At 41.0% G+C, this 15,332-nt stretch carries 16 protein-coding genes and 2 tRNA genes; 6 read left to right on the forward strand and 12 right to left on the reverse strand.

The features are described from left to right. Positions 1-4: 4 nt before the first annotated feature. The 4 genes from PQR79_RS09675 to trmB all read right to left on the reverse strand — a co-directional run bounded on the left by PQR79_RS09675 (position 5) and on the right by trmB (position 3,019). Complete coding sequence (locus PQR79_RS09675; protein WP_238102681.1) at positions 5-817, reverse strand: YggN family protein; 813 nt, start codon at positions 815-817, stop codon at positions 5-7. Between the two features lie 214 nt (positions 818-1,031). After that, entirely contained in the window at positions 1,032-1,946 is a 915-nt protein-coding gene (gene glsB, locus PQR79_RS09680) for a glutaminase B (RefSeq protein ID WP_238102680.1), read from the reverse strand. 6 nt (positions 1,947-1,952) lie between these two features. Next, positions 1,953-2,279, reverse strand: a complete 327-nt coding sequence (locus PQR79_RS09685; protein ID WP_238102679.1) for a 50S ribosome-binding protein YggL — start codon at positions 2,277-2,279, stop codon at positions 1,953-1,955. Between the two features lie 23 nt (positions 2,280-2,302). Further along, a complete protein-coding gene (gene trmB / locus PQR79_RS09690; RefSeq protein ID WP_238102678.1) occupies positions 2,303-3,019 on the reverse strand; it encodes a tRNA (guanosine(46)-N7)-methyltransferase TrmB in 717 nt (238 codons plus the stop codon). A gap of 256 nt (positions 3,020-3,275) precedes the next feature. Between trmB and mutY the strand changes: the two genes are divergently transcribed. Beyond that, entirely contained in the window at positions 3,276-4,355 is a 1,080-nt protein-coding gene (mutY, locus tag PQR79_RS09695) for an A/G-specific adenine glycosylase (protein ID WP_238102677.1), read from the forward strand. 27 nt (positions 4,356-4,382) lie between these two features. Further along, on the forward strand, positions 4,383-4,661 hold the full coding sequence (locus PQR79_RS09700; RefSeq protein WP_238102676.1) for an oxidative damage protection protein: 279 nt from the start codon (positions 4,383-4,385) through the stop codon (positions 4,659-4,661). Positions 4,662-5,011: 350 nt separating this feature from the next. On the opposite strand, the gene PQR79_RS09710 is transcribed toward PQR79_RS09700, so the two are convergent. Together PQR79_RS09710 and PQR79_RS09715 are read right to left on the reverse strand one after the other, a co-directional pair. After that, positions 5,012-5,587, reverse strand: a complete 576-nt coding sequence (locus tag PQR79_RS09710) for a YceI family protein (RefSeq protein ID WP_238102675.1) — start codon at positions 5,585-5,587, stop codon at positions 5,012-5,014. Between the two features lie 51 nt (positions 5,588-5,638). Next, positions 5,639-6,193, reverse strand: coding sequence for a cytochrome b (locus tag PQR79_RS09715; protein ID WP_238102674.1), 555 nt, complete (start codon positions 6,191-6,193; stop codon positions 5,639-5,641). A 551-nt stretch (positions 6,194-6,744) separates the two neighbouring features. Here PQR79_RS09715 and PQR79_RS09720 point away from each other — a divergent pair. Next, positions 6,745-6,820, forward strand: a tRNA-Phe gene (locus PQR79_RS09720). A gap of 7 nt (positions 6,821-6,827) precedes the next feature. Beyond that, a tRNA-Thr gene (locus PQR79_RS09725) sits at positions 6,828-6,903 on the forward strand. Between the two features lie 144 nt (positions 6,904-7,047). On the opposite strand, the gene PQR79_RS09730 is transcribed toward PQR79_RS09725, so the two are convergent. The 3 genes from PQR79_RS09730 to glnB form a co-directional block, all read right to left on the reverse strand. Further along, positions 7,048-7,749, reverse strand: a complete 702-nt coding sequence (locus PQR79_RS09730) for a SapC family protein (RefSeq protein WP_238102673.1) — start codon at positions 7,747-7,749, stop codon at positions 7,048-7,050. A 196-nt stretch (positions 7,750-7,945) separates the two neighbouring features. Continuing rightward, entirely contained in the window at positions 7,946-9,232 is a 1,287-nt protein-coding gene (locus tag PQR79_RS09735) for an NAD(P)/FAD-dependent oxidoreductase (protein ID WP_238102672.1), read from the reverse strand. A gap of 63 nt (positions 9,233-9,295) precedes the next feature. Beyond that, entirely contained in the window at positions 9,296-9,634 is a 339-nt protein-coding gene (gene glnB, locus PQR79_RS09740) for a nitrogen regulatory protein P-II (protein ID WP_238102671.1), read from the reverse strand. Positions 9,635-9,855: 221 nt separating this feature from the next. Here glnB and PQR79_RS09745 point away from each other — a divergent pair, with 221 nt between their 5' ends. Both PQR79_RS09745 and PQR79_RS09750 read left to right on the forward strand, forming a co-directional pair. Then, entirely contained in the window at positions 9,856-10,380 is a 525-nt protein-coding gene (locus PQR79_RS09745) for a GspH/FimT family pseudopilin (RefSeq protein WP_238102670.1), read from the forward strand. A 138-nt stretch (positions 10,381-10,518) separates the two neighbouring features. Beyond that, complete coding sequence (locus tag PQR79_RS09750; protein WP_238102669.1) at positions 10,519-11,043, forward strand: GspH/FimT family pseudopilin; 525 nt, start codon at positions 10,519-10,521, stop codon at positions 11,041-11,043. Positions 11,044-11,101: 58 nt separating this feature from the next. Here PQR79_RS09750 and PQR79_RS09755 read toward each other — a convergent pair whose 3' ends face one another. Genes PQR79_RS09755 through PQR79_RS09765 form a run of 3 tightly spaced genes read right to left on the reverse strand, consistent with a single transcriptional unit; the run spans position 11,102 to position 15,330 of the window. Next, complete coding sequence (locus PQR79_RS09755) at positions 11,102-11,419, reverse strand: TapY2 family type IVa secretion system protein (protein ID WP_238102668.1); 318 nt, start codon at positions 11,417-11,419, stop codon at positions 11,102-11,104. Then, a complete protein-coding gene (locus tag PQR79_RS09760; protein ID WP_238102667.1) occupies positions 11,416-11,808 on the reverse strand; it encodes a type IV pilin protein in 393 nt (130 codons plus the stop codon). Before PQR79_RS09760 ends, PQR79_RS09755 begins: the two co-directional genes overlap by 4 nt. A 15-nt stretch (positions 11,809-11,823) precedes the next feature. Continuing rightward, positions 11,824-15,330 (reverse strand): pilus assembly protein, encoded by a 3,507-nt coding sequence (locus PQR79_RS09765; protein WP_238102666.1) that lies wholly within the window; start codon positions 15,328-15,330, stop codon positions 11,824-11,826. Between the last annotated feature and the right edge of the window lie 2 nt (positions 15,331-15,332).

Consider the following 15,332-nt stretch of genomic DNA (forward strand, 5'->3'; position numbering starts at 1 on the left):
AAGCTTATTGAGTGGTGTCGCCGAGTTTAGCGAGAGTAAATGGGGCAAGTTCGGGTATGGCTTGGCGCGCTTGATTTTCTAGCACTAATAAACCTTCAAAATTGTTGCATACTTTTGTTGCACGAGCTTCAAGCCCTTGAGATTGTGACTCAAGTTGCTTTTCAATATCGTTGCCAACGTTATCCATTTTTTGTGAGAATGCATTCATCTTCTCTTCAAATGTGCCACCTTCTGATGACATGATTTGGCTGCCTAGCGTCATCATTAATGAACCCAATGAGCTGGTCACCATCTGCTCAATTTCTTGCTCAAACTCTTCATTAAATGTTTTTTCAATGGATGCTTCGGTAGAGCCTAAATAAAATTTATCGCCTTGCTGATATGCCATAGTATCGACACGTTGTTGAATACCAGACATTAATTTATCAATATGGGTGCCAGCAGCTTCGCCCAAAATCGGTGTCAGTGCCATATTGACCGCTTGCGTGGCAATCGATACTACATCGCCCACCAAGTCAATCACATCTGGCACCTGGCTAGAAAGCGCTTCTGAATACTGGGTCAGTAGTTTTTGTTGATTGTCGTTAAGCGTAATTTTTTTACCATCGACATACAGTTGACCTAACTCAACACGATACTTTTCTGTGCCGTTATCACTGATTTGTAAATTAGTGGGTTCAACCGTGACATCGTAATTAAGCGTAACATTACATTTTTCATCATTAAGAGACATTTTTGCCATGGCTGGGGTCCATGCTCCTGCGGTAAACAACACACTAGATAATGCTAAACCACAGATCAGGTTTTGCTTGGTCATGATAAAGATCCTTTTGCAGAATAATTAAGTCGAATATATCACTTACAAAGCACAAGTCATGCCAAAATAAATAAAGCATTGATTTATAACTGATTTAGTAAAAGATAGAAACAAAATAAGGGATATAAGCGATGAAAAACGGCAGTGTATTCGTAAAATAAACCAAAAAGTAGTCTATTTTACGAATCTCAATAATGATTAATTTTCAGTTAGTCTAGAAAATTGAGCGACCAAGTTGTTGGCTAATATGTTCTAGCATAGCGGTACCGGCAAGTGAGTTGCCATTAATATCAAGCTCTGGGGACCACACACAGATCGACATATCACCGGGTATAACAGCGATAATACCGCCACCCACGCCACTTTTGCCAGGCATCCCCACACGGTAGGCAAATTCACCAGCACCATCATATAACCCAGATGTGGCGAGTAAGGCATTTAATTGTCTCGTTTGTACAGGTGTGACTATCTCATCACCCGCGAGTGTTTTACCACGATTAGCTAAGTAAAACATAGCTCGAGATAAATCAGCACAATTCATTTTTAATGAGCAGTAATGAAAGTAGCTTTTCAGCACAGTATCGACATCACCATCAAAATTACCAAACGATTTCATTAAATATGCAATTGACGCATTGCGCGCACTAAACTGAAATTCAGAATCAGCAACGTCTTTGTCATAAGTGACACTTGGGTCTTGGCTTAACTGCCTCACCACTTCTAACATACGATGCTTAGGCGCGCCAAGACGGGCTTGCAGCAAGTCAGCAATAACCAATGCTCCCGCATTAATAAAGGGATTCCGTGGTTTTCCGCGCTCTAACTCAACTTGGACTAATGAGTTAAACGAATGTCCTGAGGGCTCCTTACCGACTCTGTTCCAGATTTCTTCTTCTGTGTATAAGTTTAACGCAAGCGTTAAGCTGAACACTTTGGAAATACTTTGAATAGAAAAAGGTTCAAGGTAGTCGCCTGCGCCAATGGTGGTACCGTCAATCGTCGTGATGGCTATACCGATTTTATTAGGGTTTACAGTAGCAAGGGCAGGAATATACCCTGCCACCTTACCTTTACCCAATAGCGGCCTGACTTTGTCTACCGCTTCTTGTAGTAATAATTGCTCTGGCAATTCAGTTTAACCCCACCAAATGTCATACAAGGCACTCACTTCTATGCCTGATACTGGTTTGCTCTGCCAAAATGCCTTTACTGCAGCGATGTCATCTTCAGTACATTTACCAATAGACTGGGTTGCAATGATGCCTTCCCATTCTTTATGGCCACCACCGTGGAACCCCAATTGGCGAGGTTCAATCACTTCATCAATAAACTGATCAACTAATGCATCAATATCTTGTTCTGAGACGGAACCGTCAAAGGTCCAATTGATATCGAACCCGAGCTCTTGAAACTCATCGACTCGTAGCTTTTTACGTAATCGACGGCTGCGATTTTGCGCCATAATGTGTTCTCCAGTTGCTAAAATTAAGCGATACGCTCAAACATGATATCCCAAACACCGTGCCCAAGACGATGGCCACGCGCTTCGAACTTAGTTAACGGACGGTGGTCAGGACGTTCAACCACAGTACCTGTCGTAGATTGATTTTTATAACCTTCAGCCACATTCATTACTTCTAACATATGCTCGCTGTAGTTTTCCCAATCTGTTGCCATATGGAACACGCCGCCAATTTTTAACTTACGGCGGACTAACTGGACAAAATCGGCTTGCACAATGCGGCGCTTGTGGTGACGTTTTTTATGCCAAGGATCGGGAAAAAACAACTGTAAACGTGCTAATGAGCCGTCAGCAATGCTGTGCTCCAATACTTCCATCGCATCATGATGGTATACACGCAAATTAGTCACATTGGCTTCACCTGCGTCGGCTAAACACGCACCAACACCTGGTTTGTGTACTTCAATACCAATAAAATTTTGCTCTGGTGCTGCGCTAGCCATTTGTACTAGTGATGCGCCCATCCCAAAACCGATTTCAAGGACAGTATCGGCATCACGACCAAACACTTCACTTAAATCAAGTGGTTGTGGCGTATAATCTAAACCCATTGCTGGCCAGTGAGCCTCAATCGCTTGTGATTGGCCTTTGGTTAATCGCCCTTCACGCAAAACAAAACTTCTGATTTTACGAATATACTTACCGTCTTCGTTAAACTCAGCTGTGGTAACGTCGCTCATTTCTGCCTCATTGCTTGCATAATTTATACGATGTAAGTGTTTACCGTTAGCGTACTAACGCCACTATTTACATCCACATTACGCTTTTGCTATCTGTAGTAGATCAATTTAAAATTTAGTTGGGCATTATACCTAAAGTCACAGCACATGTTTACGCTAAATTAGTCATCAACAAGTGATTCTGCTCAAGTGAGTATAAAAGCTAAAAATGGTTTGCCTACTTGTGTAATAAAATGGCTATAGATACACTGCGCCCATGAAAAAAAAGACGACATTTGCCGAGCGTATTATTGCTTGGTACGACCTAAATGGTCGAAAAACACTGCCCTGGCAGATCAATAAAACACCTTATCGCGTTTGGGTGTCGGAAATTATGTTGCAACAAACTCAAGTCGCAACAGTTATCCCTTATTATGAGCGATTTTTGGCAAGATTTCCCACGGTTGTTGAACTTGCCAATGCAGATCAAGATGAGGTGTTACATTTATGGACAGGGTTAGGCTATTACGCCCGAGCCCGAAATTTGCATAAAGCCGCTCAGCATGTGCGTGACACATTTAATGGCGAGTTTCCCACAGACTTTGACGATGTGGTTGCTTTATCTGGCATTGGTAAATCTACCGCTGGCGCAGTGTTGTCATTATCTCTTGGGCAACATCACCCCATTTTAGATGGCAATGTAAAACGTGTATTAGCAAGGCATGGCGCTATTGACGGTTGGCCAGGGGTCAAAACAGTTGAGCAGCAGTTATGGCAATTGACAGAACAATACACACCTGTGGAAGGTGTCGATAAGTTCAATCAAGCCATGATGGATATTGGCTCCAGTGTTTGCACCCGTAGTAAACCACTTTGCGCGCAATGCCCTGTTGCAATTGACTGTAAGGCGCAATTACGTGGTGAGCAAACTCGTTATCCCGGTAAAAAGCCGAAAAAAGTCACCCCAGAAAAGACTGCTTTTATGTTGGTTATGGTTAACCATAAGGGTTCGGATACCACTGTACAATTAATCCAGCGCCCACCAGCAGGTATTTGGGGGGGATTATGGTGTTTTCCTCAATTTGATACTGAAGTTGAGTTAGCTAATTATTTAGCACTTCATAATCTTAAAGTCTCAGAACAAGGTCTTGCTGGCTTTAGGCATACATTTAGCCACTTTCATTTAGACATTCAGCCCGTTTTAGTTGAATTAACATCAACGCCAGCAACGGGGATCATGGAACAAAACGCGACTCTCTGGTATAACATAGACCAACCAGCAAAAGTGGGATTAGCTGCGGCCACAGAGCGTATTTTGTCTAATTTAGCCGTACTTTTCACGACACATTCGTTTTAATCGTAATTAAGTTAGTAAGGAATCACCATGGCTCGCACAGTTCAGTGTCAACACCTTAATAAATCAGCCGACGGTTTGGATTTTCAGCTTTATCCAGGCGAGTTAGGTAAGCGTATTTATGACAATATCAGTAAAGAAGCGTGGGGCTTATGGCAACAAAAGCAGACGATGTTGATTAATGAAAAAAAACTTAACATGATGAATGTTGATGACCGCAAATTCTTAGAAGCACAAATGTTGAGTTTTTTATTTGAAGGTAAAGACGTCGAAATCGAAGGCTACGTTCCACCAGCTGAAGACGAATAACAGACCTAAACTCAGGATAACCATTAAATATAAAGCCGCTTTACTAGGGCCTGTTGATCTTTGCTGGTTGAATTTTGCTCGAGTTAAAAAACGTGTTAATCGAGGCGAATGGATTGATGCCTAGTCATCTAAGCAACTCTTTGTTCGCAAAGACTCATTCAACAAAGAGTAACACGTTTTTAGCCGAACCTTTCAGGCAGCGTTTGTTGGCCTTTTTACTGCGTTATTGACTTTTTATGTAGAATAACGACACCTCAAAGTCTCTGCCTTGTACAATTGGCCAGCAATTCGCTGCAAAAACAACTTTGAAAGATCAACAGGCCCTATCGGCCTTTTTGTTTTTTAAACAACTATTGCTTAATTCCTTCAACGACCAGATCAAGCACAACATTTGCTGATGCAGGGCCTAGATCCATTTTGACACCATAGTCTTTCATTGCAAACGTGGTTTTACCGGTAAAACCTGCACGATAACCACCCCATGGGTCTTTACCCTCACCAATAGCCTTTGCGTCTATGCTCAATGGCTTAGTCACCCCATTAAAAGTAAAGTCGCCATTAATCACAAATTGATTATTGCCATTATCAACAATCGAGGTAGATACAAAACTGGCTTCAGGGAATTTATCGGTATTTAAAAAATCTGCACCACGTAAATGTTTATCACGCTCAGCATGGTTTGAGTCAACACTGGTTGTATTGATTTTGACATTCACTTTAGCGTCGGCAATTTTAGCCTGATCAAAACTGAAGTTACCAGAGAACTCATTAAAACGCCCCACAACAAAACTGTAGCCCAAATGGCTAACACTAAATTGAATTGAAGCATGAGCCCCTTGTGTATCAATAGCATAGTCAGCCGCATTTGCAGATAAAGATAACAATAAAGATGAGCCTATTATTGTTGCAAGTAGATGTTTTTTCATTATAGCGTCCTTAATTGTATAAAATATGAGTTACGTGCCAATCACAATGGGTTATTGCCTTCGCACAGGTTTGAGCATCCTTGTTAACGTGTTGTCTTTATCAACTATGTGATGTTTTATTGCTCCTAAAGCATGAAACACCACCAAAGTGATTAATGTGTATGCAAGATATTGATGTACGATACCAGCCAGATCTGCTTGGTCATCTATAAATGCATTAGGAAATGGCACGGCAAACCAGTCAAAAATCCAAATATCCCGACCGTCTGCAGTTGAAATCATAATGCCCGACACCATGATGAATAACAGCAACATATACAGTAGTCTGTGGATCCATTTGGCTAATTGCTTTTCCCAGGTTTTGTGATGCTCAAGTGCATTGGGTGAAGCAGACAAGCCTCTCCAGACTAATCTGATTAAGATTAATCCCAATAACAGTAGGCCAATACTTTTGTGAATATGTGGTGCGGTTTGATACCAGCTACTGTAATACGTGAGATCGACCATCCAAAAGCCTAAACCAAAGAGTACAAATACAGCGATTGCCGATAGCCAATGCAACAAAATAGCCGTTAAACCATAACCTGAAGATGAATTGCTAAACATACCAATGTCCCTTAAATAGTTAACCCCATTTTAGTACGACTTTTAAAAAAGAAAATCACTTAAATTAGCCAGGTTTATTCTAAAAAGTAGAAAGATTGTAGCAACACAACATTATACGGTTTTACATTAAACCGCTTTGTTGCCATCTAATCGTCATTATGGGTACTGTGTTATACCAATCCGCCATAATGCTCGCCAGCTTATCCAGATAATGACCCTATTAAGATCACCTATCGATTGAGTCAAATAGTGATGGTTATTGCTGTGTATAATTGCAGTTAATTTAGCCATTATGGATATTAATAAATACTGTATTTGCCAAGCTTTGCTTTCACTTGTACAAATAAATGTGTGCTTTTGGGCTAAAAACCAACAAAAGCAGATAAAATTACAGCAGTTTGCACATTAACTAGCCGAACGATGAAAAACTTTTAAAAAGCACTTGCACGATAAAAACCATCACTATATTATGTGCGCACTCCAGACGAGACAGGCACTGATGACCAAGTTAGTCCCTAGTTTGAAGTAGTAAACTAACGCTTAGTTTAGTTGCCCGAATAGCTCAGTCGGTAGAGCAGAGGATTGAAAATCCTCGTGTCCCTGGTTCGATTCCGGGTTCGGGCACCACAATTTAGCCGGCATAGCTCAGTTGGTAGAGCAACTGACTTGTAATCAGTAGGTCCCGAGTTCGACTCTTGGTGCCGGCACCATAAAAAACAAAAAAGCCACTCATTGAGTGGCTTTTTTGTATCTAAAGTTTAAGTGCATTAAATACTCATACAAGTTATCTCATTGAAAATATAAAAAAGGCACTCAGTAGAGTGCCTTAGTTTTGAGTTTAATAAGCTAACGGGTTATTTTCCCTGCATTTCAACTCGAGCAAGACGGTTCACTTGGTTTAACGAACCTAAATGACCGAAGATTGGGCCTAATAAGCCGCGTTTTTTTAAGTCTAAAAACGCTTCGTCACTTAATTCATTTAGTTTTGCTTCATCAATAACATACAGCCCATTGATATTGCGCTTCTCACCTGCAACATCGACCGTTAATGTTTGGTTGATCAATAAACCTTTTTCATTTAAAAAGCCTAAAATACCGCGTGTGGCTTGGTCTTGTTCATAGTGACTAATCAAGGCCTTTTTACGCGTTTCTAATAATGGCGTTTCTTTACCATCGACAAATAATGGTTGACCGTCAGTTTTGCTAACCTCTTTCGCCTCTTCACGAATACCAATCCATACTTTATCTTTTACATCAGGGTTAAGTACTAACCCAAGTGGGTAATCGCGTACTACAGCAGGAATATACAAACCTTGCCATTTGCCGTCTTTAACACTTAAATTTTGGCCTGGCTTTAACCCTAGCATTGCAACTGATTGGAATTCATTGGTGTCGCTATTTTTAACAAACACAATTGGATATTCTGTCGCTGCACGGCTGATCTCATGTAGAGTAACGGGTACGATATGTTGCTCTGCCACATGTGAATAGTCGCTTGGTGTCAGCTTTAAATCACCATGTTTAGTTTGTTCTAATAACGTAATTTGGTTTTGCATCTTGGCTCCCTGAGGCACTGATTATCTTCTTTGACATACGTACAGCTTCAAGTCTATACGAGAGTTAACAACTCATTAATAACTGAAACTACCAAGTTCAATCTTAAATTCAAGTACATTTAGATTAAATTGCACTTATCATCATTAAACGCTGTTTTATTATGCAATATAAAGCCATTAACGAAACAAAACCGCGCTAATGCAATTTAAGCTTAGGTCGCTGCCAACGCAGCAACTTTTGGGCGATACGGTACACTGAAGCTGAAAACCAACCATATAAACTGGCTAAGTGACGTTGATATAACGAGATATACATAAGCCGTGCTACATGTCCTTCTACGAAAAAATCCCCTGAGCGTAAGTTACCCATTAAATTGCCTACGGCAGAAAAACGGCTTAATGAAACTAAAGAGCCATAGTCTTTATATTCAAATGGCTTTTCGGGTTGTGATTTCATTTTTAAACACAGGTTAGCATAAAGGCGGTCGGCCATTTGAGCAGCGGCTTGGGCGCGAGGTGGAACCGGTTTACCTGATGGCAATATTAGCTGTGCACAATCGCCTAGCGCATAGATATCACTGAGCCCTTTAACCCGCATGCACTCATCAACATCAATTTGATTACGCGGTGTTACAGGAAGTTGAGTGAAGCTCTCGAATACTTTTGGCCCTTTAACGCCAGCAGCCCACACTTTAATATTAGCTTTTATCACATCACCTGTTGATGTGACAAACCCTTCTTTAGTCACTTCTTTAACCTGAACACCTAAGTGCAGTTTAACCCCTAGCTTTGATAGTACAGTTTGTGCTCTAGCGCTTACTTGCTCTGGCAGTTGCGGCAAAATTTTGTTTGAGGCTTCGATAAGGTTAATGTCTAAATGATCTTTGCTAATATTTTGATAGCCGTACTCTTTAACGGACTCAATAACATGATGAAGTTCAGCAGATAGCTCGACCCCAGTTGCTCCAGCACCAACGATACCAATGCTAAGTTGATCCTGGGTTTCATTGAGTTGCAGTAAAGCATCCATCAATTTGTGGTGGAATACGTTTGCACTGTCGAGGCTATCTAAAAAGATGCAGTGTTTTTCTGCGCCCGGAGTATTAAAGCTATTTGAAACACCTCCTAACGCCAATACTAAGGTGTCATAAGCAATGTGACGCTCTGCAATGATTTGTTCACCTTCATCATTAAAGACAGGCGCTAATTGAATTGTCTTTGCAATTGGATCGCATTGCTCAATGGCACCACGGATATAGCGATAACCATTTTTAAGGCCATGATCACGGTATTGTAATCCTTCAATCGATTGATCAATAACCCCTACCGCTACCTCATGTAATTTGGGCTTCCAAATGTGTACGGTATTTTTATCAACTAAACTGATATCGACCAAAGAATTGTTACCAAACTTACGCCCTAATTTTGACGCTAATGCCAAACCAGCGGCCCCACCACCAACGATAACAATTCTTTGTTGCATAAATCCCCCAACCAAACATTACTTCACTCATTGAGCACACATAAAAAAAGGCCCTGATGGGCCTTATACTGCTTCGTCGTTTTCTTCACCGGTACGAATACGGATTACTCGCTCTACATCGGTAACAAATATCTTACCGTCACCAATCTTTCCTGTCCGTGCAGTATCAACAATCACATCGATAGCACGTTCTAATAGATCATCTTGGATCACAAGCTCAATTTTCACTTTAGGTAAAAAATCGACCATGTATTCTGCGCCACGATACAGTTCAGTGTGGCCTTTTTGACGTCCAAATCCCTTCACCTCAGACACAGTCATACCTGTGATACCAATCTCAGCGAGTGACTCACGCACATCATCAAGTTTAAACGGTTTAATAATGGCTTCGACTTTTTTCATTACATACTCCTGTCATCGGCAAAATTGTTGGTTAAACGTATGTCATTGTTGACGTTTATAGCTACCAAACTTCCTGCAAATATCTTACTTGAAACCACAACAAAATGTCGCTGCTATTTTGCGTATTTAGAAAAAGATATTTCACAGCAAAAGAATTGTTCATTTTCTATACTATTTAACCCACTGCAGGATGCTGCCTACTTATTTAGGGAAAAGTAACTATGACTCGCTCAACATTCACAAAAGGTTTTGGCCTTATCGAACTCATCGTAACTACGTTAATTATTATGTTGATGTCACTTATTGCAATCCCCTCTTTTACTGAAATACACGAACATACTCGAGCGAAGAGCAGTATTAAAGTCATACAACAGACCATCCAATTTGCCCGTAACATGGCGATAAGCTATGGCACGAGAGTCACAGTCTGTCCGATTGTCGATAACAAATGTACTTCTGACTGGCGAATTGGTCTCAGCGTATTTATTGATCGTGGTACAAAGAATCAACTTGATGCAAACGATAGATTACTACAGCAAACCTCAGCATTTAACGACAACGATTTTGTGGGTTACAACCGAGCAGCTGTTAGATTTCAAGCAGATGGCCTTGCCTCTGGCACTAATGGCACCCTGACCTATTGCCCTAGCACCATTGACAGTCAATATTCAAAAGCGGTGATTGTTAACCAAGCAGGGCGAGCAAGAATGTCCAAGAAGAAAAATATTAAATGTAAGCCAAACTAACTTTTTGTTTTGTCTTTAGTTAATAGTGAGATCGATATTATGAAATGACTGCGCCGCTAGACAATAAATAACCAATTAAACACTGTAATTCGTGCTGTGCTTCGTTATACTCTTCTTTATATAGTTGAGGATACACACATGAAACAATTACAGTCAGGTTTTACCTTAGTCGAGGTGATGGTTACGGTTACTGTAGCAGCTATCCTTCTGGCGGTTGCAGCTCCCTCATTCAATTCGTTATATGAAGGTATTAGAGCTAGAAGTGCCATTAGTACTATTGAATCATCATTTGTATTTGCGCGCAGCCAAGCAGTTAGTTATGGCAGTAGAGTGTCAATTTGCCCAATGACATCAACGTCATGTGGTAGCGATTGGTCTCAAGGTTTTAGCGTGTTTATTGATAATGGTAATGTTGGAACCATGGATACCACGAACGGCATTGCAGATACAGTATTGCGTAAAGTTGATGCGTTTAATAGTAACGACACAATTAAATCTGATCTAACTCGATATAGTTTTAACCCTGACGGCATGGTGACTAATGGCAACAGTGGTATATTTAGATATTGTCCGGGGGCTGCTGACAGCAGTGCTTCTGAAGCAATAAGCATGAACTCATCAGGACGTATTTCTAAAGTAACAACCACAGTAACGTGCAGTTAAAAGGCTTACCAATGGTAAGCCTGTATCCTTTATTAAATAGCTATTGCTATCTTTTTACCTAGTAAGTACGCGCATCATCAAGCTCACGAACTAAAGCGTCTTTAAACACCTTATCTTCAGTGAGGCATTCAACAATTCTTTTCACGATTAATCGCTCATTAGAAATTGTTGGTACATATTCAGCCAATAACGCACTTTGCTCCTCAATCAGTAGCTTAGGATCCCATGAAAATACTGCAATATTTGGCCCATTGGGTGTTTCTATATGGCATTTATACGTGACGTATGTTGTTTTACCAGATGTCGATTCTTCAGCTATAGCATTCATTGATAACAATAATGCTAACAAAGCAGTAAGAGATGTAATTATGTTCATTTCCAACACTCCGTAGGTGATTTGGTGCCTGTTGAAGTTAACGATATTGCAGCGCAAGCACTGTCACGAGTAGCTTGAACCCCCACAGCGGTAGCGGTGACGGTGTAATCATCACCACTTAATGTGGTGTCGACTTTATAATAAGTATTTTCTACGATCCAAGGGTCGGCCGAAAGCCCTAACTTAGTCATATCCGTGGTAAAACTACGATGGTCTAAATAATACTGCTCCTGCAAATTAGCGACATGCATCACTCCAGCTAAACCATCACCTCTAGCACCTTTTGCAACAAACTGTGTGTAGCTTGGGTAGGCAATAGAGGCGAGAATACCGACAATAACCACGGTGATCATCACTTCAATTAAGGTAAATCCTTGTTGCTTTATCATTAGTTTTACTCGTCCCTACTCATCAATATGATAATAAATTCTATTAACACCTAAACCACCACCAATACACTTATTATCACCATCAGCACAGCCATCATCCGGACCATCGACTTTAACCATGTCGTCAGTAGCTGAACCAACACCAATTAAGTACATATAGCTGTCAGATGAACCGTTATCAGGTATTACTAATTGCGGTGTATCGGGTACTCTTGCACCCATGGTTAAGTATTCTTGGGTATACGAACGTGTGCCTTTGTGTAAATCAAAGCCATATAATCGGCCTTCACCATAGGCTAAACATTGATTTGCAGAAGTGATACTGCCTGGTACATAAGAGGTAAAGTAAACCCTTCCTTGAATAATGGTTGAAGCTGATAGGCTTTTTTCACCGCTAGATCCAAAGTTATAGTACCAACCTCGCTTAGCGCCAAATGCAATATTTTCAGCTTCTGTTGTCGGCGCTGCTGACGACACATTATAAAGATTTGATAACTCGAGCGCAGCAGGGATTTCACGACCTGTTGCACCAGTAAATGATTTTGTCACCACATTTCGATCTTGCAACACAAAAAACTTATCAGATCGAGTAGTATCTAAAGGATGTGGTCTATTACCCGAACCCACAGTGACAGCATCATAAGGAATATTCTGATACGTTATACTGGTTGTCGTATTGTTTGAAGCATCGGTTACAGAAACTTGAGAGATATTAGTAAATACAGTCTGAGCAACCGCAGGCTCAGCAAAAAAGCGTCTGTCTGTGGCTTGGGTCGAGCCGCCCAAGCTAGCAAATTTAAATGCCGTCCAAGGGTTAGTTGAGTCAGTTGCAGAAGCGCTAGGTAAATCCATACGCCACACATTAGCCCCTGTATCAGTGGCATATATTCTATCGGTCAAGTTATCATTATTACTGTCTAATATTGCAACGCTATTTGGAATACTGTCTACAATACCTGGCAGTTGGGTTTTATTAGAACCAGATGCAGCGCCAAATTGATGGACTAAAGCGCCTGTTGCAGCATTTAAAATATATACACTACGCGCTGTTGTGTCATCCGTTCCTACACTGGCACCATCTTTATTTGAAGGATTGTAACCCCCACCGATAATCACTACTGGTGTAGCACTTGCCGATGAAGTATTACCGGCAGGAACCCCAGGAATAAGCGTCACTACAGGCTCAGCCCAAGATTGCCCCATATCACTCATACCAGCAGAGCTTGGATCCACTTTCCACATAAATTGGGGAGAATCAGGATTAGTAATATTTAGCGCATAATAAGATTTACCACCACGACGCATACCCACAAATAACCATGCTTTATCGACGGCCCCTGATGCATTACGCTCTACATAAGCCACTGGCGAACTGTCCATACCATAAACAGAGTGAATACCTGTTGGCACGTTAGCCCTGAGTTCACGAAGGTTTGGCAATAACTCTTGCGGCATAAAGGCCCAAGATTCCTCAACCGTATCACCGTTGTCTTTAAACATGTGCAAAAAGCCGGCATTGGTTCCCAATAAAATGCGGATATCTGGTGAGCCATCAGTACCGTAATTGATTGCAAGAGGCTTAGAGTGAAGCGGATCGCCCATAATATCAGCACGTTTGTCAGAGGTTGAATTATCATTATCCTCATCATCCACATCAATGCCCTTTGCCCAATCGAATAATTCGGTTAATTCAGACTTATCGACCCCCATAAAAATGGCTAATTCATTTTCACTCGTGATCCCAGGACTCGAAGCTGCATTTGATTTAGTAAACTCTTCGATTGAGCCATCACTACCAAAATTACCATATAAGGTTCGACTTGAAGTGTTTTGAAGTTGGGTTAGTGCACCACCGACTTCAACATTATTACCATCACCGCCACCACTCGTTGAGCTACATACAGAATTTGATGTCCAAAACGAGCAAGCTGAAGAGGCTAAATTACCATCATCACCAATGGCATCGTTGCCATTTTTATCGACAACATCTCCGCTGCCCGTCACCTTGAACTTTTTCAAGTTACCCACCCAACGTGGGCCTTCATTAGGTAAAAACATCGCATAATAAACTGAGTCTAGGGTTTGGGTTCTATCAAAGTTATTACTGGCAATTGAAGGGGAAGTAAACGTAGAGTTGGTCTCTAAAATATTAGAGAAAATCGTTTGCAATGCTTCTTGTAATTTTTCCGCATCGGAAGCAGTATAGGTATCGCCACCACCACGGGCAGCCGTTTCTTGTAAAAGATCTGCGACTGAATCTGCATCTTCACCAAAACCGATCGTGTAAGTCGATACAGTTTGGGTTCCATCAAGGCCCGTATTGACATCATTAGTGTTTAACCAACCAGCAAGAGCAGGTAAGTAGCTGCCAGAGTATTTATCTGAATTAGAAACACCAGAAAGAGCTTTAACTAAATTATCTGCGCCATCATCTCTAGTTGGCTCTCCATCGGTTATATAAATAACATAAGCTTTATCTTGGCAAACCTTACCCACAAATGGAGAAATATAACTGCCACCAGATTCTATTGAAGTGTCTCGCAAAGGTGTTCTACTTGGGTCATCATTACCGAAATAAACGCCACCACCTGAAAAGTATCGATAAGCCTCATAAAGGGTTTCGCATAATGGTGTCCAAGTTGTTGCAGTAAGTGAACTAATCGTAGACAGTAAATTCGGTTTATTTGTCTCATTATTAGTCGTAATGCCATAGACAATACGTCCACCATCATCGAAGTTAAATACAGACAACCCAAAGTCAACACTTGGCGTTGTTACGATAGTGTCTTCAATAACACGCCTTGCGACTTCTATTCTCGAATAATTGTGTTTCGATTTTGTACTATGATACCAATTTACATATTTTTCAGTAAACAGAGTTACAGGCTGGCCAATTCCAAAGTTAGTCAAAAGGGCTTTTTCTATTGCGGCATCGACTTCAGCGGTAGTAGACGATCCGTTAATCGGCGTATGCCGTTGAGGAACTGCAGATGTACCTAAGCCATCGACAGGAAAACCATTAGTTGCTGCACGGTTGATATAATCTCTTTCGGCAATATCTTCGTAACAATCTGTATATTGAATGCTTGTGCCATCGGTTAATGGCAGTTCTGACCACTCACCATTTTCACCAATATACTTATGCTCACGTATGTAGCCGGTGAACATGCCATAGTCTTCTAAATAACCTTCGGCGGTATTACAGCCATTAATCTCATTTAAATAATATTGGTTGCTTGATGCTAACGGCACATTGCTGGTGCTGCGCGAAAAAAATAGTTTGGTATCCTTCTTCAATCGCCCACTAGAATTGACATTTTCATTGCCACGTTCATAGGGGTCATCTGTATAAAAAGTCGAGCCCATACTTCCTGAAACATCAAAAATAATCAGTACCTGAGGTTTTGAGCCTGAACGCGCTGTAGACTCAAAAACGTATAGCTCAGTATCATCGGCGAAGCTGATGGACGAGTAAGCCAATATTGCAAACAGCAATGTGTATGATAATTGTTTTATAAACATGA

It is taken from the genome of Shewanella metallivivens, from assembly GCF_028750675.1.
GTDB classification, from domain to species: Bacteria; Pseudomonadota; Gammaproteobacteria; order Enterobacterales; family Shewanellaceae; genus Shewanella; species Shewanella metallivivens.

Bases quoted from the DNA above. Each gene is read 5' to 3' on its own strand.
- PQR79_RS09715 (WP_238102674.1), bottom strand. From the start codon at position 6,193: ATGTTTAGCAATTCATCTTCAGGTTATGGTTTAACGGCTATTTTGTTG.
- PQR79_RS09730 (WP_238102673.1), bottom strand. From the start codon at position 7,749: ATGCAAAACCAAATTACGTTATTAGAACAAACTAAACATGGTGATTTA.
- PQR79_RS09685 (WP_238102679.1), bottom strand. From the start codon at position 2,279: ATGGCGCAAAATCGCAGCCGTCGATTACGTAAAAAGCTACGAGTCGAT.
- PQR79_RS09735 (WP_238102672.1), bottom strand. From the start codon at position 9,232: ATGCAACAAAGAATTGTTATCGTTGGTGGTGGGGCCGCTGGTTTGGCA.
- PQR79_RS09710 (WP_238102675.1), bottom strand. From the start codon at position 5,587: ATGAAAAAACATCTACTTGCAACAATAATAGGCTCATCTTTATTGTTA.
- PQR79_RS09700 (WP_238102676.1), top strand. From the start codon at position 4,383: ATGGCTCGCACAGTTCAGTGTCAACACCTTAATAAATCAGCCGACGGT.
- PQR79_RS09760 (WP_238102667.1), bottom strand. From the start codon at position 11,808: ATGATAAAGCAACAAGGATTTACCTTAATTGAAGTGATGATCACCGTG.
- PQR79_RS09745 (WP_238102670.1), top strand. From the start codon at position 9,856: ATGACTCGCTCAACATTCACAAAAGGTTTTGGCCTTATCGAACTCATC.
- PQR79_RS09750 (WP_238102669.1), top strand. From the start codon at position 10,519: ATGAAACAATTACAGTCAGGTTTTACCTTAGTCGAGGTGATGGTTACG.
- PQR79_RS09755 (WP_238102668.1), bottom strand. From the start codon at position 11,419: ATGAACATAATTACATCTCTTACTGCTTTGTTAGCATTATTGTTATCA.
- glnB (WP_238102671.1), bottom strand. From the start codon at position 9,634: ATGAAAAAAGTCGAAGCCATTATTAAACCGTTTAAACTTGATGATGTG.
- PQR79_RS09765 (WP_238102666.1), bottom strand. From the start codon at position 15,330: ATGTTTATAAAACAATTATCATACACATTGCTGTTTGCAATATTGGCT.
- mutY (WP_238102677.1), top strand. From the start codon at position 3,276: ATGAAAAAAAAGACGACATTTGCCGAGCGTATTATTGCTTGGTACGAC.
- trmB (WP_238102678.1), bottom strand. From the start codon at position 3,019: ATGAGCGACGTTACCACAGCTGAGTTTAACGAAGACGGTAAGTATATT.
- PQR79_RS09675 (WP_238102681.1), bottom strand. From the start codon at position 817: ATGACCAAGCAAAACCTGATCTGTGGTTTAGCATTATCTAGTGTGTTG.